Consider the following 20,909-nt stretch of genomic DNA (forward strand, 5'->3'; position numbering starts at 1 on the left):
AGCCCGCGACGGAGGTCGTGGACGAGGCCGTCGAGGGCGAGGCGGCCAGCGAGGGTGCTCGTGAGGACGAGCAGGCGGCCACCGAGGAGGAGGCGGCAGGGGACGAGGAGTCCGAGGTCGACGGTGAGCAGGAGTCGGAGTCCGCGGACGCAGGCTTCGCCGTGCAGGCCATCCCCGCCGGGAAACCCGGGCACCAACCAGGCCAAGCTGATCGTGCGCAAGGGTGGGGACCGGGTCGGCGACAGCACCACCGTGACCGGACTGACCGGGGCCACGTTCCAGTTCTACAGCGTGGGCGGTGCGAACACCCTGAACGGGGGGACCCTTGTCGGCTCGTGCACGACGGAGGCCGGCGACAACGGCTAGTGCGGCGTCATCGTCGAACTGTCGACCGGCAACAACTACTTCTACGTCGCCGAGACCTCCGCACCGGCCGGCTGGACCGCCCCGACCTGGGGCTCCGGCTCCGACCACGTGCGCTACAACACCGGCGCCATCACCCGAGACGGTACGGTCACGAGCCGCACCGTGACCCTCCCCACGGGAAACAACGACAACTCCAACCGCACCTTCCCGGACGTGCGGGACAACCCGCCCATCGTGGAGAAGTGCGGCCTGGACATCGCGCTGGTCTTCGACCTGTCCTACTCGGTCAGCGGCAACGCCACCTACTTCCCGCAATACAAGGCCGCGGGCAAGGGCTTCGTCAGCGCACTGGAGGGCACTCCCTCACAGATCGCGCTCTACACCTTCGCCACCGACGCCCCGGCGAACGGCACGGCCAACAGCACCATGCCGTTGACCTCGGTCGCCGGCGGCGGCGGCGCCCAGGCGCTGCGCAACAAGATCGACGGGTACACCGCCCCCACCGGCAACCGCTACTACACCAACTGGGACCGCGGCCTGTCGCAGATCCCGTTGGAGACCTACGACGCGGTCATCTTCCTCACCGACGGTGACCCCACCGTGGCACGGAATCAGAACACCGGTGGCGCGAACTCCAGCCTCTTCCACGTCGAGGAGGCGGTCCACTCCGCCAACCGGGTCAAGGCCGACACCCACCTCATCGTGGTCGGCATCGGCGGCTCGGTCAGCACGACGGCCGGCCAGAAGCGGCTGAGCATGGTCTCCTCCGACTACCACACGGCCGGCTTCGACGAGGTCGGTGCGCTGCTCCGCGAGATCGCGCTCGAGCCCTGCCTGGGCAGCCTGACCGTCGTCAAGCAGGTCCGCGGTCTCGACGGCCAGCTGAGCGCCGGCGCCAACTGGACCTTCTCGACGCCGACGGACGAGGTGACCCCGGAGCAGGGGCAGACCGACCAGAACGGCGCCCTCAACTTCGAGGTCGAGGGCTACACCGACACGATCGTGTCCCGGGACGTGGCCGTCACCGAGACGCAGCAGACCGGATACCTCCTGGAGCAGCAGAACGGCCGCAACGCCACCTGCACCAACACCGCGACGGGCCAGCCGGTGACACCGGTGAACGACGGTGACCTCGGCCGACGGTGTTCGACTACACGATCACCGTGGACGCACCGGAGTCAGGCTGCGCGACGGTCGACAACACGGCGACCATCGTGGAGACCGGGCAGGACGACTCCGCCAGCGTCGAGGTCTGTGCGGAGGAGCCGCCCGTCGACCCGGTGGACCCGGTCGACCCGGTGGACCCGGTCGACCCGGTGGACCCGGTCGACCCGGTGGACCCGGTCGACCCGGTGGACCCGGTGAAGCCGGTGGACCCGGTGAAGCCGGAGATCCCGACGGGTGCGCCGGAGACCGGTGGCCCCAACGGCGGGCTGATCGCGGCCGGTGTCGCGCTGGTGACCCTGGCGCTGCTGCTGGCCGGGGCCTACGGGCTGCGCCGCCGCAGCAACGGGAGCCTCAGCGGGAGCTGAGGCCGGGCTCCGATCACGGACGGTGGGGGTGACCCGCGGAACAGACCGCGGCTCACCCCCACCCCCGTGACAGAGGCAGGGAGACACAGTGAACATCCGAACGGTCGTCGTCGCGGTGCTGGTGCTCGCGCTGCTCGGCGCCGGCGGCCTGCTGATCCGGCAGGGCCTGGCCGAGCAGCCTCCCGAGGCGACGCCGACCCCCGAGGCCGAGTTCGAGATCAGTGACGAGGAGGCCAGGGAGCTCGCCCTGACGCCAGAGTCGGCCGTGGATGAGCCCATCGAGTTCCCCGACGAGGACCTCGGTCCGTTCGTGCGGACCGATCCCGTCCCGGTGCCGGACCGCGGGGTCGTCGCCGGGTCGGGTGGACAGTGGGCCAACCGGCTGCAGATCCCGATGATCAGGGTCGACGCGGGGATCGTGGACCAGGGCGTCACCCCACAGAACACGATGTCCCTGCCCGAGGACCTGTCCCGGGTGGGGCGGTTGGACACCACCCGACCGCTGACGGCGGGGGAGGGCGTCACCCTCCTCGCGGGACACGTCACCTGGCAGGGCGACCACGGGGCGTTGTACTACCTGGGCTCGGTCCGCCCGGGGGCCACCGTGGACACCTGGGACGCAGACGGCCAGCGCACGACCTGGGCCGTGACCTCGGTGCGGCTCTACAACAAGCAGGCCCTGCCGGACAGCCTCTTCGAGGCGGACGGGCAACGACGTTTGGTCATCGTGACCTGCGGCGGCCCGATCATCCAGCTGCCCGACGGGCGGTGGACGCACGAGGACAACATCGTGGTGACGGCCGTCCCGGTCGATGTCGGCGTATCGGCCGCGGTCCCTTAGACTGAGGGCAGACCCCCCGCGTGGTGGTACCTCACTGAACTCCCCCAGGGCAGGAATGCAGCAAGGGCAGGTGAGCTCTTCCAGGTACGCGGGGGGTCCTTCACGTTCGTGACCGGACCGTGACCCCACGGTCGGAACCACACGGCATACGGTCACCGTCGCACCTTCATGAACAAGCGAATCATGGCAGCGTTGCTGGCAGTGGGGCTCGGAGCCACGGCCTGCTCAGGGGACTCCGAGCGACCGGTGGACAGGGACACCGGATCGGTTGACGCGGACAGCCCGCGGGACTTGTACGAGGACTACGACGCCGACAGCGGGGAAGGTGCCGTCGCCCCCTCCGGGGCGGGTGCCGCCGACGCGGCGCAGGAAGTGTCGGAGCCCTACCCCGTGCCGCCGGGACCCGAGCCCGGCCCGTTCGACGACAACACGTTCGACGACGTCGGGGACGCGCCGTGGGTGGAGGTCGCGGAGGCCAGGGAATCCACCTTCGGACTGGACGTCGACACCGGCTCCTACTCCGTGGCGCAGGCCTACCTCGAGCGGGGAGCACGGCCGGATCCGGACTCCATCCGGGTCGAGGAGTGGGTCAACGCCTTCGGCTACGGCGACGCGGCCCCCACCGACGGACCCCTCGGCCTCACCGTCGAGAGCGGCGCGGCACCGCGCGCCGACGACGGGACCGCCCTGGTGCGGGTTGGGGTCAGCACCCGGGAGCTCAGCGACGAGGAACGTCCGCCGGCCAACATCACCTTCGTCATCGACACCTCCGGCTCGATGGACATGCAGGACCGGCTCGGCCTGGTCAAGGCCTCCCTGGGTCTGCTGGTGGAGAACCTGCGGGAGGACGACACGATCTCCATCGTCATCTACGGCGACTCCGCCGAGCCGGTGCTGCAGCCGACCCCGGTGTCGGAGGCCGACACGATCCTGGAGGCGATCGAGCGGCTGCGCCCGGGCGGCAGCACCAACATGGAGGCCGGCCTGCGGATGGGATACGAGCAGGCACGGGAAGGCCTGCGTGAGGACGGGCTCAACGTCGTCGTGCTGGCCTCCGACGGCGTCGCCAACGTCGGGCTCACCGACCCGGAGGGCCTGACCGAGGAGATCACCCGGGCCAGCGACGAGGGGATCCACCTGGTCACCGTGGGCTACGGGATGGGCAACTACAACGACACGCTGATGGAGCAGCTGGCCAACCGGGGTGACGGGTTCTACAGCTACATCGACACCTTCGAGGAGGCCGAGCGCCTCTTCGTGGAGGAGCTGACCCCGACGTTGACCGTGGTCGCGGCCGACAGCAAGGCGCAGGTCGTCTTCGACGCGGACCAGGTGGCGCGCTACCGGCTGCTCGGCTACCAGAACCGTGCCCTGGAGACCGAGGACTTCCTGGACGACACGGTGGACGCCGGTGAGCTGGGCGCCGGGCACCAGGTGAGCGCGCTGTATGAGGTGGTGCCGGTGACCGAGGTCGATCCCGGCACCGCACTGGGCACCGTGAGCCTGCGCTGGCGGGCCCCGGACAGCGGGGTGAACGAGCAGCTGGACGCACAGATCCTGTGGCCGGAGGACGGTGCCGCGCAGGCCAGCGACTCGTTGCTGCTGGCCGGTGTCGTCGCCGAGACCGCCGAGCTGCTCAAGGGCAACTCGGTCGTCACCGACCGGGGGCTGACGCTGGAGGACCTCGAGGAGCAGGCGCAGCAGTTGGCCGAGCGTGACGTCGCGGGCGCGCAGGAGATCCTGCAGGTGATCCAGCGGGCGCAGGCGCTCCCGCTGGTCACGGAGGAGGACGGGCACGGCTGGGAGGACTGAGCACGGGCCGTCGGACGTCGTCCCCGGGATGGTCAGGAACCTCCCGGGGACGATCCTTGCCCATCCAGCACCTGCCGCAGCCCCGGGACGAACGGCGCACCCGAGCCCAGGAAGCTGGTGACGGTCTCCTCGGGGAGGGATTCATGGTGGGCGAGGACCGTGGTGAGCGCGGTCATCCAGCTCTGCACGTCGAAGCCGTCGACCTGGCCGCGGCCCACCACCAGCGACACCACCTGGTCGAGGTAGTCCGGATCGACCAGGGTGTCCAGGTCGGGGGCGATGCTCGCCGACGTGGCGGCCAGGGCCTCCAGCAGGGAGTGCGCCGACTCGCCGGAACGGTCCGCCCAGTCGCCGGCCGCGGCCACCACGCCGGAGGGGCCGGCGGTGTGTAGCACCCGCACCAGCGCGGCCCGGGACTGCGCCGAGCAGTGCCAGAGCGGCTCGGGTGCCAGCCCGGGGCCCACGATGCCGCTCAGCACGGGGCCGAGACCGGCCAGCTGTGCCTCCACCGGGCAGACGTCACGGACCGCTTCGACGGTCAGGAACGAGGTCATCGCCTCCGCGACGATGCGGCGCAGGGAGTCCTGCCCGTCGGGGTTGGACGCAGCCCCCAGGCCGGCCGCCAGCACCCGGAACGGCTCACGTCCCCAGGCCACACCGAAGCCCATCGCGAGGGCGTGGGCAGCCTCCGCGAGGTCGGAGACCTGCTGGGCGCGGCCCACGGCCCGGGAGGCCGCGGCCGCGATCGCGGCGGGATGGGTCAGCGAGGAGACCGCGCGGACGTGCAGCACGGGGAAGGAGATCCCGAGCCAGGTGTCGACGTCGGCGGACCAGAGCTGGGCCGCCCGTGCGAGCACGAGGGGAGTCCTCGGACCGAAACGTTGCTCGTGCGACCAGTCCGGGGCGGCCGGGAGCTCCCACCCGGCGGGGGCCGGCACGGAGTCGTCCAGGGTCGCCACGAGGTCCCGGAGTTGGTCGGTGGCCTCCTGTTCCTGGGAGGCCGTCATCGGACCCGCGGGGCGCACGGGCGGCCGCTCGAGGGACCACCGCACCGGGAGCACCGGGACCTCACCGGCCTGGTGCGCCTCCAGCGCCTCCGCCGGCTCGGCGGGGTCGATCCGGAAGGTGACGGTCGCCATCCCCGCGTCGTAGGTCTGCTGCCAGGTGGTCCCCACGGCGAGGTCGCCGGCGAGCAGTCGCTGGCCGAGCCGGTTCAGGATCGCGGCGGTGTCCTGCAGGCTGAACTTCCAGTCCGCGCCCGGGTCCTCGCCCGAGGTGGGTCGGCCCCACAGGTGCAGCTCGGGGTGGCCCAGTGCGGCCAGCCCCACCGTGTAGCCGAAGTCGGCCCCCTGGCCGTGCGGGTCGAACACCCCGACCACCTGCCACGGCGGTGAGTGCTGCTCGGTCGGTGTTGCCTCTGTCGTCATCATGACCCCCTTGTCGATGTGTCCCGATCGGGACGTTCCCGACGCTATCGCCGGGCACCGACAGAGCGGGCTGACATCGACCTCAGGGCTGCAGCAGCACCTTGATCGCGCGGCGCTCGTCCATCGCGGTGTAGGCGTCAGGCACCTGGTCCAGTGGGAGCGTCAGGTCGAAGACGCGGCCCGGGTCGATGCCCCCGGCGAGCACCCCGTCCCGCAACTGCTCCAGGTAGGCCCGGACGGGCGCCACGCCACCGGCCAGGCCGATGTTGCGGCGGAACATCGTCGCGATGGGCGGCTCGGCACCGTGCGGCACGCCCACGAACCCGACCGTCGACCCGGGGCGGGCGCAGCCGAAGGCCTGCTCCATCGCCGGCCCGGTGCCCACGCACTCCAGGACCGCGTCGGCCCCGGTGCCCCCGGTCAGCTCCAGGACCGCGGCGATGCCTTCCTCACCGCGCTCGGCGACGATGTCGGTCGCCCCGAACTCCCGGGCCAGCGCCTGGCGGCTCTCGTGCCGGGACATCGCGACCACCCGCTCGGCCCCCATCCGGGAGGCGGCGAGCACGCCGCACAGGCCGACTGCGCCGTCGCCGACGACCACGACCGTGTGGCCCGGCTGGACCCCGGCCTTCACCGCCGCGTGCCAGCCGGTGCCCATCACGTCGGAGCACGCCAGCAGCGAGGCAACCATCTCCTCGTCGGGCACCTCGGGCGTGGCCACCAGGGTGCCGTCGGCCAGCGGGACCCGCACGTACTCGCCCTGCCCGCCGTCGACCGGGTGACCGTCCTGGTCCGGCCCACCCCAGCCGCCGCCGTGGGCGCACGCGGACTGCATACCGGCCCGGCAGTGCACGCAGGTGTTGTCGGAGTAGAGGAAGGGGGCGATCACGAACTGCCCCGGGCGCAGCGAGGTGACCTCGCCGCCGACCTCCTCCACGATGCCCACGAACTCGTGGCCGATCCGCCGCGGCCGCCGCACCGGGCTCTCTCCCCGGTAGGGCCACAGGTCGGACCCGCAGACGCAGCTGGCGGTCACCCGGACGAGGGCGTCGGTCGGGGTGAGGACCGTCGGGTCCGGGACCTGCTCGAGGCGGATGTCGCCGGGGGCGTGGATCAGTGTGGCTCGCATGCCCCCATTGTGCCGGGCAGTGGTGTCCGTCAGGGGCCCGGCGGTGGCAGGATGGGCCCACGCACCGCAGAGAGGACCGACATGACCTTCCACGTGGGCTCCGAGGTGGGCCGGCTTCGCCAGGTGATCGTGCACCGTCCGGGCCTGGAGATGCACCGGCTGACCCCGGAGAACAAGGAGCGGTACCTCTACGACGAGATCCTCTGGGTGGAACGGGCGCAGGAGGAGCACGACGAGTTCGTCGAGGTGCTGGAGGGCCGGGGGGTGACGGTCCACCACTTCGACCGCCTCCTGGAGGATGTCCTGGCGATCCCCGAGGCACGGGCCCGGGTGCTGGAGCAGTCGCTGGACGAGCGGCACGTCGGGCCCCTGGCCGCCGAGCAGCTGCGCGCCATGTTCGACGGGATGGACGACCACGAACTGGCTGCCCACCTGATCGGCGGCATCACCAAGGCGGAGGTGCTGGAGCGGATCCCGGCGCCCAACTCCGTGGTCATCGACCAGCTGGCCGACCACGACTCGCTGCTCGCGCCACTGCCGAACCACCTGTTCACGCGGGACACCTCGGCCTGGCTGTACTCCGGGGTGGCGGTGAACTCCATGCACAAGAAGGCCCGTCGCCGGGAGACGGTGCACTACGAGGCCATCTACCGCCACCACCCCATGTTCGCCGGAAAGGACTTCTCCTGGTGGGCCGAGGGAACCGAGGACGGGCCAGCCACCGCCGAGGGCGGCGACATCCTGGTGCCGGGCAACGGGACCGTCCTGGTCGGGATGAGCGAGCGCACCACCTCCCAGGGGGTGGAGCGATTGGCGCGGAGGCTGCTCGGCAGCGGTCAGGCCGAACGCGTGGTCGCCCTCGACATGCCCAAGGCGCGTGCGTTGATGCACCTGGACACCGTGATGACGATGGTCGACACCGGGACGTTCACCCGCTACCTGGGGCTGCCGGACCTGCCGTCGTGGACCATCACCGCTGCCGACGCCGGTGCCGACGGGGGGGAGGCAGGGCCGGAGCTGCGGATCACGGCCCACCCGGCTGAGCAGATGGAGCAGGTCATCGCCGACGCCATCGGGGTGGACTCGCTGACCATCCTGGCTGCCGACCAGGACCCGCGGGGCGCGGCCCGGGAGCAGTGGGACGACGGCTGCAACCTGCTCGCGATCGAGCCCAACGTGGTGATCGCCTACCAGCGCAACACCCTCACCAACAACTACCTGCGCGACCAGGGCCTGGAGGTGCTGGAGATCTCCGGCAGCGAGCTGGGCAGGGGCCGCGGAGGCCCGCGGTGCATGTCCTGCCCGATCGAGCGCGACCCGCTCGGCGCCTGACCTGCCGTGCCACCCCGTCGTCGGGTGCCCGTGCCCTCCGGGGAACAGGCACTGACCGTATGGCGACAGTCGGCCGGGCAGACCCCTCGCCCTGACCTGGCGACGGCCGTGCGCTACCTGCTGGAGGAGTTGTCCGTGCGCTCGCCCGGCCGGTCGGTCGAGGTGCGGGTGCCGCCGTTCGGCGCCGTCCAGTGCATCGAGGGCCCCCGGCACACCCGCGGCACCCCCTCCAACGTGGTGGAGACCGACCCGCAGACCTGGCTCGACCTCGCGACCGGCGCCACCACCTGGGCCGACGCGGTGGCGGCCGGGGCGGTCCGGGCCAGTGGCGGCCGGGCCGACCTCTCGGCATACCTCCCGCTCACCGACTGACGTCCCGCGCCGGTTCAGCGACTGACGTCGTAGTCCCCGCTCACTGACCGGCGTCGTCGCGGGCGAGGGGGAAGATGTCGAGGTAGAGGCGCACCCGCCGCTCGTCGTCCTGCAGCCGACCCTCCCGACCCTCGGCCTCCCTGCGGGCCCTGGCAGCCTCGGTGTGCTCATGGATGAGGGTCATCAGTGCCTCGGTCAGGGCGGCGGTCTCGGCGAGGTTCAGCGTGGCGGTCGCTTTGTTGTCGGTGGACGACCTCACCCAGGCGGGGTCCTCGGACTCCGAGCGCAGGTACCACGCCCTCAGTGCGTCGGCGCGCTGCTGCACCTGGGCGCGCAACATCGTCTCGACCGCCGGCCTGGTCGCGGAGTCCTTGGCCAACTCCGTGCCCTCCATGCTGAAGCCCACGGCCGCCCACCACCGCTCGCGCCCGCTGCCCCGGCCCACGTCCTCGGCCACGAAGCCGTGCCGCTGGAGCTGGCGCAGGTGGTAGCTGGTCTGTCCGGTGCTCTCGCCGGTGTGCCGGGCCAGCATCGTGGCCGTCGCCGACCCGTGGTCGCTCAGGTAGTCATACATCGCCATGCGCAACGGGTGGGCGAAGGCCTTCATCGCCGTCGCGTCGATGCGGCGCGCCAGGTAGGCGGGGAGCTCCTCCGACGCGTCGTGGGAGGAGGGGTTGCGGTCCGACATATGCAGAGGTACCTTTGCAGAGATAGTTTTGCAGATGTTTTTCTGGATCTAGCCTAGCGGGAGCCACGCGATGACCACGAGCAGCACGCCGGACACGACGGTGCCGACGCCCGCGAACCCCGGGAGACCCGACCGGCTCGGCCGGCCCTTCGGCATCCACCTCGGCGGCGTGGCGCTGGCCAACCTGGCCGACGGCATCGTGCTGGGCGGGGTGCCGCTCATCGCGGTCACCCTCACCCGGTCGCCGGGCGAGATCTCGCTGCTCCAGGTCGCCTTCTGGCTGCCCTGGCTGCTGCTCGGCCTGGTGGCCGGGGTCGTGGTCGACCGGACCGACCGGCGACACGTCCAACTGGCTGGCGCGCTGGTGCGGCTGCTGCTGCTCGCCGGCCTGACCCTGCTGGCGGTGACCGACCGGCTCACCCTGCCGCTGCTCGTCGTCGCGGTGGGCCTGTATGGCGTCACCCAGGTGTTCGTGGACCTCGCCGGCTCCTCGATCGTGCCCTCGCTGGCACCGCGCTCGCGGTTGTCCGCCGCCAACGGCCGGGTGATGGGCATGGAGCAGGTGTGCACCACTTTCGTCGGAGCGCCGGTCGGCGGGTTCCTCCTGGTGCTCGGCAGCGGCTGGGTCTTCGGCGTGCCGGTCGCGCTGGGACTGGCGTTCCTGCTGCTCATCGGCCTGGGGCTGCGGGGGGACTACCGGGCCGATCGGTCCGGGGAGCCCGCGGGCACCAGGCTCCAGGAAGTGGTGGAGGGGATGCGCTTCCAGCTGCGGCACCCGGTGCTGCGACCACTGCTGATCACCAGCTCGCTGATGAACTTCGCCAACACCGGCTACTTCGCGGTGTTCGTGCTGTGGATGGTGGGCCCCGGGTCGCGGGTGGGGCTGGAGCCCCAGCAGTACCCGCTCGTGCTGGCGGTCCTCGCCGTGGGCGCGGTCACCGGATCGGTGGTCGCGGAGCGCCTGGTGCGGCTCGTGCCGGAGGTGCCGCTCCTGCTCGGCTGCTGGGCGCTCAACTCCTTGCTCCTGCTGGTCCCGGTGCTGTGGCCCTCGTCCGTCGCGATCGCCGCCGCCTTCTTCGTGATCGGCCTGACCAACATGACCGGCAACGTCATCGGGCGCACCATGCGCCAGCGGCTGGTGCCCGCGGCCAAGCTGGGCCGGGTCGGCGGGGCCGGGGGGATGGTCAATTACGGCCTGATGCCGCTCGGGGCCCTGCTCGGGGGACTGGTGGGCGAGGTGTGGGGGCTGCCGACGGTGTTCGTCGGGACCGTCGTGGTGTGCCTGGTCGGAGTCGGTTACGTCGCGACGCAGGTCAGCACCGCCCTGGTGCGCGAGCACGAGATCGATCCTGTGGCCCCGGTCAGCTGAGGACCCACCGCCCGGGGAACCTCCCAGGGTGCGGGGGTACCGTGGGAGGGTGAGCGAGCAGCAGGAGCGGGCGATCGGCATACCTGCCGACGAGGTGCCGCGCAGCGCCGTCCCCCGCGGAGCCCGGATCGAGCACCAGCACCGCCGGCGCCCCAGGCTCCTGCCGTTCCTGGGCACGGGGGCGCTGCTCGGGTCGTTCCTGGGGCTGCTGCTGGTCGTCTTCGGCCCGGAGGTCGACGACGTGGGCATCGCCCGCGAGACCATCCTGATCGGCACCGTGGGCGCACTGCTGGGCGGGTTGCTCGGGGCTATCGTCTACCTCCTCGTGGAACGGTTCACGACCCGCTGACCCGCTGTGGGAGAATCGCCGCGTGGCACGCGGTGACGGACGGCTCTCCCACGACCTGCTCCCCGGCGAGAAGGGGCCGCAGGACGCCTGTGGCGTCTTCGGGGTCTGGGCCCCGGGGGAGGAGGTCGCCAAGCTGGCCTACTTCGGCCTCTACGCGCTGCAGCACCGCGGCCAGGAGGCCGCGGGGATCGCGGCCAGCGACGGGCACTCGCTGCTCGTCTACAAGGACGTCGGGCTGGTGTCCCAGGTCTTCGACGAGTCCAGCCTCGCCTCGCTGCGCGGGCACCTGGCCGTCGGCCACTGCCGCTACTCCACCACGGGCCGCAACTCCTGGGAGAACGCCCAGCCCACGCTCGGCGGCACCTCCCACGGCACCGTGGCGCTGGCGCACAACGGCAACCTGACCAACTCCGCCGAGCTGCGCGACGAGCTGGCCCGGGCTCACGGCGGTGACCTGCGGATGGCCTCGGGGGAGGTGCGCCGCGGCAACACCACGGACACCGCGCTCATCACCGGGCTGTTGTCGGCCGAGGAGGACCTGTCGCTGGAGGCCGCGGCCCTCAAGGTGCTGCCGACCCTGCGGGGCGCGTTCTCCCTGGTCTTCTGCGACGAGCAGACGCTGTATGCCGCGCGTGACCCGCAGGGGGTGCGCCCCCTCGTGCTGGGCCGGCTGGAGCGGGGGTGGGTGGTCGCCTCCGAGACGGCGGCGCTGGACATCGTCGGCGCCAGCATGGTGCGCGAGATCGAGCCGGGTGAGCTGGTGGCGATCGACGAGGACGGGCTGCGGACCCAGCCGTTCGCCGAGCCGGCCCGCAAGGGCTGCGTCTTCGAGTACGTCTACCTGGCCCGACCGGACACCACCCTCAATGGCCGGGAGGTCTACGCCTCCCGGGTCGAGATGGGGCGGCAACTGGCCCGCGAGCACCCGGTCGAGGCCGACATGGTGATGCCGACCCCGGAGTCCGGCACGCCCGCCGCCATCGGCTACGCCGAGGAATCCGGCATCCCCTACGGCCAGGGCCTGGTGAAGAACGCCTACGTGGGACGCACCTTCATCGCCCCCAGCCAGACGATCCGCCAGCTCGGGATCCGGCTCAAGCTCAATCCCCTGCGCGACATCATCAAGGGCAAGCGCCTGGTCGTGGTCGACGACTCGATCGTGCGCGGCAACACCCAGCGGGCCCTGGTCCGGATGTTGCGCGAGGCCGGCGCCGCGGAGGTGCACGTCCGGATTTCCTCCCCGCCGGTGCGCTGGCCCTGCTTCTACGGCATCGACTTCGCCAGCCGCGCCGAGCTCATCGCGACCGGGCTGGACGTCGCCGACATCACCACTTCGATCGGGGCCGACAGCCTGGGCTACATCAGCGAGGAGGGCATGGTCGCCGCGACCGAGCAGCCGCGCGACTCGCTGTGCACCGCCTGCTTCTCCGGGGTCTACCCGATTGAGCTGCCCGCCGAGGACAAACTGGGCAAGGACGTCCTCGAACTCGAGTTCTCCGCGGGCACGTGACCCCCCATTTTCGTAGCGGGTTTGCCGACCCTTCAGCCATTTTCGTAGCGTTTTTGCCCGCGGAGGAGACCGGATGACGGACCAGCCGATCACGTATGCCGGGGCGGGGGTGGACGTCGCGGCCGGCGACCGGGCCGTCGACCTGATGAAGTCCGCGGTGTCGCGGGCCCAGCGCCCCGAGGTCCTCGGTGGGCTCGGCGGCTTCGCCGGCCTGTTTGACGCCTCCGCGCTCACCGACATGCGCCGACCGGTCCTGGCCACCAGCACCGACGGGGTGGGCACCAAGCTGGCGATCGCCCGCGCCCTCGACGTCCACGACACGGTCGGCATCGACCTGGTCGGGATGGTCGTCGACGACATCGTCGTGTGCGGGGCCGAGCCACTGTTCATGACCGACTACATCGCCTGCGGGAAGGTGGTGCCGGAGCGCATCGCCGCCGTCGTCAAAGGCATCGCGCGCGGGTGCGAGCTGGCGGGCGTGGCCCTGGTCGGTGGGGAGACGGCGGAGCACCCGGGCCTGATGGACCCCGACGAGTACGACATCGCCGGCGCGGCCACGGGCGTCGTGGAGCACGACCGGATCCTGGGGCCGGAGCGGGTGCGGGACGGCGACGTGGTCCTGGCCCTGCCCTCCTCCGGGCTGCACTCCAACGGCTACTCCCTGGTGCGCCGGGTCGTCGCGGCCTCCGGCTGGGACTGGGAGCGGCACGTGCCCGAGCTCGGTCGGACCCTCGGCGAGGAACTCCTGGAGCCGACCCGCATCTACACCCGCCTCCTGCTCGAACTGATCGGGCCGGACGTTGCCGACGAGCGGGTGCACGCCCTCTCGCACGTGACGGGAGGCGGTCTTGCCGCCAACCTCGCCCGCGTGCTGCCGGAGGGCCTGACCGCCACCGTCGACCGCTCCACCTGGACCCCGCCCCCCGTGTTCTCCCTGATCGGCGCCCTCGGGTCGGTGCCGAGGGAGGACCTGGAGGGCACCCTGAACATGGGGGTCGGCTTCGTCGCGGTCGTGCCGGCGCACGAGGCGGAGCCCGCCCTGGCCGTATGCCGTGCCGCCCACCTCCCCGGGTGGGTGCTCGGCGAGGTCAGGGCCGAGGACGCTGCGGAGGGCCCGGGTGTCGTCCGCGGCGCCAAGGGCGTGACGGGCGGCAGCGTGCGGATGGTCGGGGAGCACCCGGCCAGCTGACGCTCCTCGACGTCAGTCCTCCGGGTCGGCGACCGGCCCGAAGAGCAGCAGGAACCGGGTGCCGCCCTCGGGGCGGAACGGCCCGGTGAACGTGGTGTTGGGGCGGTCCCCGTTCAACTCACCGGTGACCCGCGGGGCCGCGTCGTTGGAGTGGCCCTGGAGGATGGTCTGCCGGGGCTCCGCGGTGACGACGCGGTAGCCCAGCTCGATCGACTCGAACGGCACTCGCTCGACGACCACCCTGCTGCCGTTGTGGGAGGTCGTCTCCAGATCGCCGGACTGGAACATCACGGTGACCTCGGCGTCCACCTCGCCCCGGGTGCACCCGGCCCGCAGATAGGCGTTCCACGGCAGGTCCGGCTCGATCGGCTCCGAGCAGACCCAGGTGTCGATGGTGATCGTCTCGATCGGCACCTTCGTGCGGGAGTCGTAGTAGGACCAGGCGAAGATCAGGCCCGCGAGGAGGAGCAACGTCGTCCAGGCCGGGGGCATCCACTTCGGTCGCCAGCGACCGGGCTGTGCCGGGCGGTACTCCCGCTCGGCCTGCTGGCCCGTCGTCCCGAGGTCCGTCATCTGCCCTCTCCCACTCCTTCGTGGCGCACCCCACGCCATACCTGTCTGCGTTGCTACGCGGTGACCAGCATAGCCCTGGAGTTGCTCCCTCAGCCCTCGACCGCGGCGCCGGTCTGGACCGCCCACAGGTCGGCGTAGCTGCCGCCGCGAGCGACCAGCTCGTCGTGGGTGCCGGCCTCGATCACCCGGCCGGCGTCCAGCACCCAGATCCGGTCGGCGTGCCGCACCGTGGAGAGCCGGTGCGCCACCAGGACGGTCGTCCGACCCACGGTGACCTCCGCCAGGGAGCGCTGGATCGCGGCCTCGGTCTCGTTGTCCACCGCCGAGGTGGCCTCGTCCAGGATCAACACGGCCGGGTCGCGCAGGATGGCGCGGGCGAGGGCGAGCCGTTGGCGCTGGCCGCCGGACAGGGTGACGCCGCGCTCGCCGACGTGGGTGTCGTAGCCCTCGGGCATCCCGGTGATGAACTCGTCGGCGGCGGCCTGCTGGGCCGCCTTGACGATCTCATCGCGGGAGGCACCGGGGGCGCCGTAGGCGATGTTGTCCGCGACGGACCCCTCGAAGAGGAACACGTCCTGCGCCACGTAGCCGATCCGGCCCCTCAGCGTCTCCCACTCCAGCTCCCGCAGGTCGACACCGTCCAGCCGGACCGACCCCTCCCGCGGGTCGGCGAAGCGCAGCAGCATCCGGAGCACCGTGGACTTGCCGGCACCGGTGGCGCCGACGATGGCGTGCACCTCACCCGCCGGGATGTGCAGGTCGAGGTCGCGCAGCACGTCGGGGCCCTCGCCGTAGCCGGCGCGCACCCCGGACAGGTCCAGCTCCCCCCGCACCACGGGCAGGGAGGTCTCACCGGGCACGGTGAGGGGCCGCTCGTCCAGCAGGTGCAGGATGCGGCGCACCGAGGCCATCGCGCGCTGGTACAGGTCCAGCACCTCCCCGATGGAGGTCAGCGGCCACAGCAGGCGCTGGGTCATGAAGACCAGCACGGAGTAGAGCCCCACCTCGAGCCGACCGTCGAGGGCATAGAAGCCGCCGAGCAGCAGCGTGGTGGTGAAGCCGGTGAGGATCGCCATCCGGATCAGCGGCACGAAGGCCGAGGAGGCCCGGATGGCGTCGGCGTTGGCCTGCCGGTAGTCATCGGAGGCCGCGCGGACCCGCTCCAGCTCGCGCTCCTCGGCGGTGAAGGTCTTGATCGTGGACATCCCGCCCAGGTTGGCGCCGACCAGCCCGGAGATGGTGGCCACGGCCGCGCGGACCCGGGCGTACCGGTGCTGCAGCCGCCGCTGGAACCACATCGAGCCGAGCACGATGACCGGGATCGGCAGGAACGCCAGCACGGTCAGGGTCACCGAGGTGAAGGCGAACACGGCGCCGACCAGGAGGATGTTCAACGCCACCTGGTAGAGCTTGTCGACCCCGGAGTCCAGGAAGCGTTCGAGCTGGTTGATGTCGTCGTTCAGGATGGCCAGGGTCGTGCCGGTGGGGCGTGACTCGTGCCAGGCCATGTCCAGTCCCTGGACGTGGCCGTAGGTCTCCAGCCGCAGGTCGTGCTCGACCTGCTGGGCCAGGTTGCGCCAGGCCAGGGAGCCCAGGTAGTCGGACGTGGACTCCAGGATCCACACGACGGCGTTGATCACCGCGAGCCAGATCAACTGCTCGTGACGGCTCTCCACCCCGAGCAGTCCGGCGACGAAGGAGTCCGCGCCGCGGACGACCACGTCGATGGCGGCACCGATGAGCAGCTCGGGCACCACGTCCATGATCTTGCGGATCGTGGACAGCAGAAACGCCAGGACCACGCGGCGGCGGTACTGGCGATATCTACCCCACAGCTGGAGCAGTGGGTGCCCGGGGACCTGCTCGGTGCTCCCGGTGGTCAACGCTGGTTCGGAGCCCAGGCGTCGTAGTCGTCGCCCTCGTCCGAGTCCTCGACGTCGGCGGCGTCATCGGCACCGCCGTGTCCGTTCGTCTCTGAACGCAACTCTCGTTCGAGTGCTGTCAGGTCGGTGTCCGGAGAGTAGTACTTCAGTCTCCGGGCGACCTTGGTCTGCTTGGCTTTGGCCCGGCCGCGCCCCATGGCGTGACCCCCTCGTGCGTCTGCCGGGGCGACATCGCATCCAGGTCGGCACAGATGTGCCGATCCAGACCGCGCAGTCGGCCCGGGAATCGTGTGTTCTCGTACCCCCACGGTACATCAGGCGGGCCCCGAAAGTGCAGCCAGTCCCGACGCTCCGTGCTCACGGCTCGCGGCAGGCCGCCTCAGAATCAGCGGGCGTTGCGCACGACCCGGGCGACGACACCGGCCAGCAGGACGAGGGCCAACACGATGACCACCCAGGTCCAGACCGGCATACCGCTCTCCTCCGCCGGGTCCCCCGTGCCCGGTGCGGTGGCGTCCTGGCCTGCGTCATCAGAGGTCGGGGCCACCGTGTCGTCCCCGGCGTCCTCGGTCGTCGCCGCGGCGTCGTCCTCACCGGGAGAGGGCGCGGGGGCCGTCGCACCGGCGGAGTCGTCCCCGGTCTCCTCCTCGGTCTCCTCGACGGTGAAGCCGAACTCCCCGGAGATCGGGTGCCCGTCCGAGGACGTGACACGCCACACCACCTGGTAGTCGCCGGCGGGCAGGTCCGCCGCGAGGGGCTGGGTGACCTCGACGCCCTCGACCGCCGGTTCACCCTCGGAGACCGTCCCGTCCGGGCCGGTCACCTCGACGGCGGCTCCGACCGGGGCGATCTCCCCGCTATAGGTCAGCGTCACCTCCGTCGGGGGCGGGCCGCTGTCGCCGTCTCCGGGTGAGGAGTCGGTCAGGGTGTCGTGCGCCAGGCCGGGGAGGGCACTCAGCAGCACGAGCAGGACGGCCACCAGGAGCGACAGCGCCCCCAACCGCATCGGCCGGACAGCGGGAGCAGAGATGGTCACCACCCCACTGTAGGCAGGCCACCCGTAGGCTGCTGCGGTGCCCCTCACCCGCTACCCGACCGTCGCCGCGCCGGTGGTGGCCTCCATCGAGGATCGCCGGTCGGTCTTCGAGTGCTGGCTGCGCCGAGTCGGCGACGAGGCCGCCGCCCGGGAGGTCGTCGAGGAGGCCCGCCGGACGCACTGGGACGCCCGGCACCACTGCTCGGCCTTCCTGATCGGCCCGGCCGGTGAGGTGGCCCGCTCCAGCGACGACGGTGAGCCCTCCGGGACGGCGGGTATGCCGATGCTCGAGGTGCTCCGGCACAGTGGCCTGGGTGACGTGGTCGCGGTGGTCACCCGCTGGTTCGGCGGCACCCTGCTGGGGACCGGTGGGCTGGTGCGGGCCTACTCCGAGGCGGTGCGCGTGGCGGTGGCCGAGGCCGACACCCTGGAGCGGGAGCTGCGCAGGATCGCGCTCCTGGGGGTCGATCACGCCGAGGCAGGGCGTCTGGAGCACGACCTCCGGGCCCAGGGGGTGGTGGTGCGCGATGTCCGGTATGCCGCACGCGTCACCCTCGAGCTCGCGGTGTCGGTGGGTCGGGAGGACGAGTTGGACGAGGTGGTGGCCCGCCACACCGCTGGGCAGGGCGCCGTGCGGTGGGGTGACACCGGCTGGGTCGACCTGACCGGCCCGTAGCGACCCCGACCGACGGGCGGCTCAGAACCCGGTGTCGGTGGGGTGCCAGTAGTAGGTGCGGTACTTCTTCACGTAGTTGGCCATGGCGACCAGGCGGTAGCCCTCCCGCCACAGCGAGTCCCGGTACTTCAGTGGGTGGAAGACACCCTTCTGCACGACCCGCTGGAACAACTCCAGCTCCTTGCCGGAGAGGTAGCGCTTCAGCAACCTGGTCGGCAGGACCGAGTAGAGGATCTCGTTGCGCACCACGACCTGCTCGTGCGGGGCGTTCTCGATGAGGTCGGTGGTGATGAACTCGGCCACGTTGGCGCCCGCCGCGGTGACGTAGTAGTTGTTGCGCCCGATCCGCGGGTTGACCTCGAAGAACTTCATCACCCCGTCGCGCGGGTCCAGCTTGACGTCGAAGTTGGCGAACCCGCGGTAGCCCACGTGCTTCAGCAGCCGCTGGGCGTGCTCCATCAGCTCCGGGAACGGGGTGGTCACCATCGCCGCAGGGTTGCCCAGGGCCAGCGGCGTGTGCTCCTGCAGCAACACCTGGGCGGTCGCCAGCAGGGTCGCCTCGCCGGACTGGTCGATGTAGGCGGTGATGGAGTGCATCGCGGTGTCATCACCGGGGATGAGCTCCTGGACGACGAACCGGTCGCGGAACCCGGCGTCGCGGACCCGCCCGAAGATGGTCCGGAGCTCCTCCGGGCTGTCCACCTTGTAGATCTTCTTCTTGCCCTCGAAGGTGAGCCCCTCGTAGGCGGCCCCGATCGCGGGCTTGGCCACCACCGGGTAGGTCAGGTCCACCTCCTGCGGCTGCCACCCGGCGTCGTCCGCGTCGGAGAAGTCCTGCACCAGGGTGCGGGGGGTGGGGATGTCGAGCTCCTCGCACACCCGGGCGAACTCGATCTTGTCGGCGATGGTGTCGAGCACCTCCCCGTCGACCGCGGACACGACATACCACTGGCGCAGCCAGTCGGCCTGCTCGCTGAACATCCGGCTGAAGGTGTCGGCGTTGCTGAGCAGCAGCGTGGTGCGGCCCTTCGCCTTCTGCTCTGTGCCGAACCGCTCCAGGGCGGCCAGGTTCTCGGCGCGGCCGCTCGCCTCACCCAGGTCGATGACGTCCAGGATCTTGGAGTTGCGGATCGCGCCACCCACCACCCGGCTGATCACGGTGCTCCGGATCCCGTAGCGCTCGTGGAAGGCGCGGGCGAGGCCATACACCCCGATGTCGGTGCCGAGCAGGACGACGTCGAAGTCGGGGTCGGCGGACGGCAGGCTCATGGTGCTCCTGGGGGTGGGGGGAGGTGCGTTCTCAACGCAGCAGCCTACCGACCCCGGGCGCCTATCATGTGCTCATGATGCACGCGGGGGGTCTCAGAGGCAGGACGTTCCCTCTGGTCGCGACCCTCGTGGCGGGACTGCTGGCGGCGTCCGGGTGCACGGCCGCGGCCCCGCCGACGGTGACGCCGGCCCGACCCGCCGCCACCGCACCGGCCGGTCAGGAATCGGTCGCGGGGTCCCTGACCGGGCCCGCGCCGACCCCGCTGATCCCGGCCGGGGAACGGATCACTGACGCCGAGCTGCGTGACTTCGGGACCCGCCTGACCGCGGCCCTCACCTCCGGGGACGTGGAGCACTGGCTGTCCTACTTCGAGCTCGACGAGGAGGGGACGCAGCAGCAGCGCGGCTGGTTCGCAGCGGTGCAGGCGGTCCCGATGGACCTGCGGGAGATGCACCCGACCTACCGGTACGACGGGGAGGATGGCGAGGCGGGGGAGTCCGGGGCCGGGGTGACGGTGGAGTTCGGCTTCCGGCACCAGGTCAGCGGGGCGGACCCCGTGCCGTCGGTGCAGTTCTACGAGGTCGTGCTGCGCCCCTCCGAGCGGGACGGCGGGCTGCGGATCACCGGGGTCGACGGCGTGAGCGACTACGAGGACTACCCACAACTGTGGGACGTATCCCCGGTCACGGTGGTCGAGAGCCAGCACGTCGTGGCGCTGACAGAGCCGGACCACGCCGACCTGGTGCGCGAGCTGCTCCCCGCCCTCGAGACGGCTGCCGCGACCACGCTGGAGGCCGTGCCCGTCGAGGGAGTCGGCCGGATGGTGGTCACCGTGGTGTCCCCCGAGCGCCTCGCCACGCTCTACGGTGAGTCCGAGCCCGACGAGTTCGCCGGGTTCGCGATCCCGGTCGGCGGGGCCCCGGAGGTGGGGGAGTACCAGGGGCTGGCGGACCTGGAGACCACAGAGCACGTGACGGTGCGGCTCGTGCTGGACGTGGAGTACACCGCGGATGAGCTGGACCGCTTCGGGGAGGACGTCGCGGGGGGCTCCCCACTCCTGCGGCACGAAGGGCTGCACCTGGCCATGATCCTGCGGCACCTGGACGGCTCGGCCCCGATGTGGGTCTCGGAGGGGATGGCGGGCTGGTTCGAGGTCGCGGCCGCGCAGGAGGCGGCCGAGGACCTGCACTGGTGGTACGGCGTCCTGCTCCGGGATGGCGGGCTGCCGACGGCGCTGCCCCCGTCGCTCTGGATGACCTTCCAGGGGGAGGGGCCGGAGGACGTGGACCGCAACTATGCCGAGTCGGCCATGGTGTTCCGGTATGTCGAAGAGGTCTACGGCTACGACGCCACCCTCGCGCTGGGGAACCAGTGGCATGCGATCGGGATGTGGGAGAGCGAGGAGGAACTGGTCGACGCGGCGCTGCAGGAGCACCTCGGGGTGGGCAGGGAGCAGTTCGTGACCGACTGGGTCGGTTGGGTGGCTGAGCAGTACCCCGACGCGGGGTCGGGGGACTGACCCGGTGCGGTAGCGGACCCACGAGGGATCGGAGCC

General features: G+C 71.5%; 21 protein-coding genes and 1 other RNA gene. 14 read left to right on the forward strand and 8 right to left on the reverse strand.

From position 1 onward, the window contains the following. Positions 1–213: 213 nt before the first annotated feature. The 6 genes from AC1QRC_RS04620 to AC1QRC_RS04645 all read left to right on the forward strand — a co-directional run bounded on the left by AC1QRC_RS04620 (position 214) and on the right by AC1QRC_RS04645 (position 4,551). A complete protein-coding gene (locus AC1QRC_RS04620; RefSeq protein WP_484205631.1) occupies positions 214–366 on the forward strand; it encodes a hypothetical protein in 153 nt (50 codons plus the stop codon). Positions 367–528: 162 nt separating this feature from the next. Next, positions 529–1,731, forward strand: coding sequence for a vWA domain-containing protein (locus tag AC1QRC_RS04625; RefSeq protein ID WP_484205632.1), 1,203 nt, complete (start codon positions 529–531; stop codon positions 1,729–1,731). After that, positions 1,719–1,898 (forward strand): hypothetical protein, encoded by a 180-nt coding sequence (locus AC1QRC_RS04630; RefSeq protein WP_484205633.1) that lies wholly within the window; start codon positions 1,719–1,721, stop codon positions 1,896–1,898. The genes AC1QRC_RS04625 and AC1QRC_RS04630 overlap by 13 nt, the downstream gene beginning before the upstream one ends. Positions 1,899–1,986: 88 nt before the next feature. Further along, positions 1,987–2,739 (forward strand): class F sortase, encoded by a 753-nt coding sequence (locus AC1QRC_RS04635; RefSeq protein WP_484205634.1) that lies wholly within the window; start codon positions 1,987–1,989, stop codon positions 2,737–2,739. Positions 2,740–2,746: 7 nt separating this feature from the next. After that, positions 2,747–2,843, forward strand: an RNA gene (gene ffs / locus AC1QRC_RS04640) — signal recognition particle sRNA small type. Positions 2,844–2,907: 64 nt separating this feature from the next. Beyond that, positions 2,908–4,551: a vWA domain-containing protein gene (locus AC1QRC_RS04645; RefSeq protein WP_484205635.1), complete on the forward strand. Its 1,644-nt coding sequence runs from the start codon at positions 2,908–2,910 to the stop codon at positions 4,549–4,551. Positions 4,552–4,583: 32 nt separating this feature from the next. Here the strand turns inward: AC1QRC_RS04645 and AC1QRC_RS04650 are convergent, their stop codons facing one another. Further along, the gene (locus tag AC1QRC_RS04650; RefSeq protein WP_484205636.1) at positions 4,584–5,981 is read right to left on the reverse strand and encodes a hypothetical protein; all 1,398 of its coding nucleotides are present in this window, start codon (positions 5,979–5,981) and stop codon (positions 4,584–4,586) included. Between the two features lie 79 nt (positions 5,982–6,060). Continuing rightward, the gene (locus tag AC1QRC_RS04655; RefSeq protein ID WP_484205637.1) at positions 6,061–7,107 is read right to left on the reverse strand and encodes a zinc-dependent alcohol dehydrogenase family protein; all 1,047 of its coding nucleotides are present in this window, start codon (positions 7,105–7,107) and stop codon (positions 6,061–6,063) included. A gap of 81 nt (positions 7,108–7,188) precedes the next feature. Between AC1QRC_RS04655 and AC1QRC_RS04660 the strand changes: the two genes are divergently transcribed. Next, on the forward strand, positions 7,189–8,439 hold the full coding sequence (locus tag AC1QRC_RS04660) for an arginine deiminase (RefSeq protein ID WP_484205638.1): 1,251 nt from the start codon (positions 7,189–7,191) through the stop codon (positions 8,437–8,439). Between the two features lie 6 nt (positions 8,440–8,445). Further along, complete coding sequence (locus AC1QRC_RS04665) at positions 8,446–8,811, forward strand: sterol carrier family protein (protein ID WP_484205639.1); 366 nt, start codon at positions 8,446–8,448, stop codon at positions 8,809–8,811. Positions 8,812–8,851: 40 nt separating this feature from the next. Here the strand turns inward: AC1QRC_RS04665 and AC1QRC_RS04670 are convergent, their stop codons facing one another. Continuing rightward, positions 8,852–9,499, reverse strand: a complete 648-nt coding sequence (locus AC1QRC_RS04670) for a winged helix-turn-helix domain-containing protein (protein WP_484205640.1) — start codon at positions 9,497–9,499, stop codon at positions 8,852–8,854. A 70-nt stretch (positions 9,500–9,569) separates the two neighbouring features. On the opposite strand from AC1QRC_RS04670, the gene AC1QRC_RS04675 reads away from it, so the two are divergent. From AC1QRC_RS04675 to purM, 4 genes are all read left to right on the forward strand, one after another. Then, the gene (locus AC1QRC_RS04675; RefSeq protein ID WP_484205641.1) at positions 9,570–10,868 is read left to right on the forward strand and encodes an MFS transporter; all 1,299 of its coding nucleotides are present in this window, start codon (positions 9,570–9,572) and stop codon (positions 10,866–10,868) included. A 49-nt stretch (positions 10,869–10,917) separates the two neighbouring features. After that, on the forward strand, positions 10,918–11,217 hold the full coding sequence (locus tag AC1QRC_RS04680; RefSeq protein ID WP_484205642.1) for a hypothetical protein: 300 nt from the start codon (positions 10,918–10,920) through the stop codon (positions 11,215–11,217). A gap of 22 nt (positions 11,218–11,239) precedes the next feature. After that, positions 11,240–12,727 carry an amidophosphoribosyltransferase gene (gene purF / locus AC1QRC_RS04685; RefSeq protein ID WP_484205643.1) on the forward strand — a complete coding sequence of 496 codons (1,488 nt, stop codon included), beginning with the start codon at positions 11,240–11,242 and terminating at the stop codon, positions 12,725–12,727. Positions 12,728–12,800: 73 nt separating this feature from the next. After that, positions 12,801–13,916: a phosphoribosylformylglycinamidine cyclo-ligase gene (purM, locus tag AC1QRC_RS04690; RefSeq protein ID WP_484205644.1), complete on the forward strand. Its 1,116-nt coding sequence runs from the start codon at positions 12,801–12,803 to the stop codon at positions 13,914–13,916. Positions 13,917–13,928: 12 nt separating this feature from the next. On the opposite strand, the gene AC1QRC_RS04695 is transcribed toward purM, so the two are convergent. From AC1QRC_RS04695 to AC1QRC_RS04710, 4 genes are all read right to left on the reverse strand, one after another. Then, entirely contained in the window at positions 13,929–14,489 is a 561-nt protein-coding gene (locus AC1QRC_RS04695) for a hypothetical protein (protein WP_484205645.1), read from the reverse strand. A gap of 89 nt (positions 14,490–14,578) precedes the next feature. Beyond that, a complete protein-coding gene (locus AC1QRC_RS04700) occupies positions 14,579–16,291 on the reverse strand; it encodes an ABC transporter ATP-binding protein (protein WP_484205646.1) in 1,713 nt (570 codons plus the stop codon). Positions 16,292–16,368: 77 nt separating this feature from the next. After that, positions 16,369–16,569 (reverse strand): DUF3073 domain-containing protein, encoded by a 201-nt coding sequence (locus tag AC1QRC_RS04705; protein WP_484205647.1) that lies wholly within the window; start codon positions 16,567–16,569, stop codon positions 16,369–16,371. 188 nt (positions 16,570–16,757) lie between these two features. Beyond that, positions 16,758–17,408 (reverse strand): copper resistance CopC family protein, encoded by a 651-nt coding sequence (locus AC1QRC_RS04710; protein ID WP_484205648.1) that lies wholly within the window; start codon positions 17,406–17,408, stop codon positions 16,758–16,760. A gap of 37 nt (positions 17,409–17,445) precedes the next feature. On the opposite strand from AC1QRC_RS04710, the gene AC1QRC_RS04715 reads away from it, so the two are divergent. Beyond that, on the forward strand, positions 17,446–18,084 hold the full coding sequence (locus AC1QRC_RS04715; protein WP_484205649.1) for an IMPACT family protein: 639 nt from the start codon (positions 17,446–17,448) through the stop codon (positions 18,082–18,084). 21 nt (positions 18,085–18,105) lie between these two features. Here the strand turns inward: AC1QRC_RS04715 and AC1QRC_RS04720 are convergent, their stop codons facing one another. Further along, complete coding sequence (locus AC1QRC_RS04720) at positions 18,106–19,353, reverse strand: carboxylate--amine ligase (RefSeq protein WP_484205650.1); 1,248 nt, start codon at positions 19,351–19,353, stop codon at positions 18,106–18,108. 74 nt (positions 19,354–19,427) lie between these two features. Here AC1QRC_RS04720 and AC1QRC_RS04725 point away from each other — a divergent pair, with 74 nt between their 5' ends. After that, a complete protein-coding gene (locus AC1QRC_RS04725; RefSeq protein WP_484205651.1) occupies positions 19,428–20,873 on the forward strand; it encodes a hypothetical protein in 1,446 nt (481 codons plus the stop codon). The last annotated feature ends 36 nt before the right edge of the window (positions 20,874–20,909 follow it).

It is taken from the genome of Ornithinicoccus sp., assembly GCF_057176825.1.

Coding starts and splice junctions, on each gene's coding strand:
- AC1QRC_RS04645 (WP_484205635.1), top strand. CDS start 2,908: ATGAACAAGCGAATCATGGCAGCGTTGCTGGCAGTGGGGCTCGGAGCC.
- AC1QRC_RS04650 (WP_484205636.1), bottom strand. CDS start 5,981: ATGATGACGACAGAGGCAACACCGACCGAGCAGCACTCACCGCCGTGG.
- AC1QRC_RS04655 (WP_484205637.1), bottom strand. CDS start 7,107: ATGCGAGCCACACTGATCCACGCCCCCGGCGACATCCGCCTCGAGCAG.
- AC1QRC_RS04660 (WP_484205638.1), top strand. CDS start 7,189: ATGACCTTCCACGTGGGCTCCGAGGTGGGCCGGCTTCGCCAGGTGATC.
- AC1QRC_RS04670 (WP_484205640.1), bottom strand. CDS start 9,499: ATGTCGGACCGCAACCCCTCCTCCCACGACGCGTCGGAGGAGCTCCCC.
- AC1QRC_RS04675 (WP_484205641.1), top strand. CDS start 9,570: ATGACCACGAGCAGCACGCCGGACACGACGGTGCCGACGCCCGCGAAC.
- purM (WP_484205644.1), top strand. CDS start 12,801: ATGACGGACCAGCCGATCACGTATGCCGGGGCGGGGGTGGACGTCGCG.
- AC1QRC_RS04695 (WP_484205645.1), bottom strand. CDS start 14,489: ATGACGGACCTCGGGACGACGGGCCAGCAGGCCGAGCGGGAGTACCGC.
- AC1QRC_RS04705 (WP_484205647.1), bottom strand. CDS start 16,569: ATGGGGCGCGGCCGGGCCAAAGCCAAGCAGACCAAGGTCGCCCGGAGA.
- AC1QRC_RS04720 (WP_484205650.1), bottom strand. CDS start 19,353: ATGAGCCTGCCGTCCGCCGACCCCGACTTCGACGTCGTCCTGCTCGGC.
- AC1QRC_RS04725 (WP_484205651.1), top strand. CDS start 19,428: ATGATGCACGCGGGGGGTCTCAGAGGCAGGACGTTCCCTCTGGTCGCG.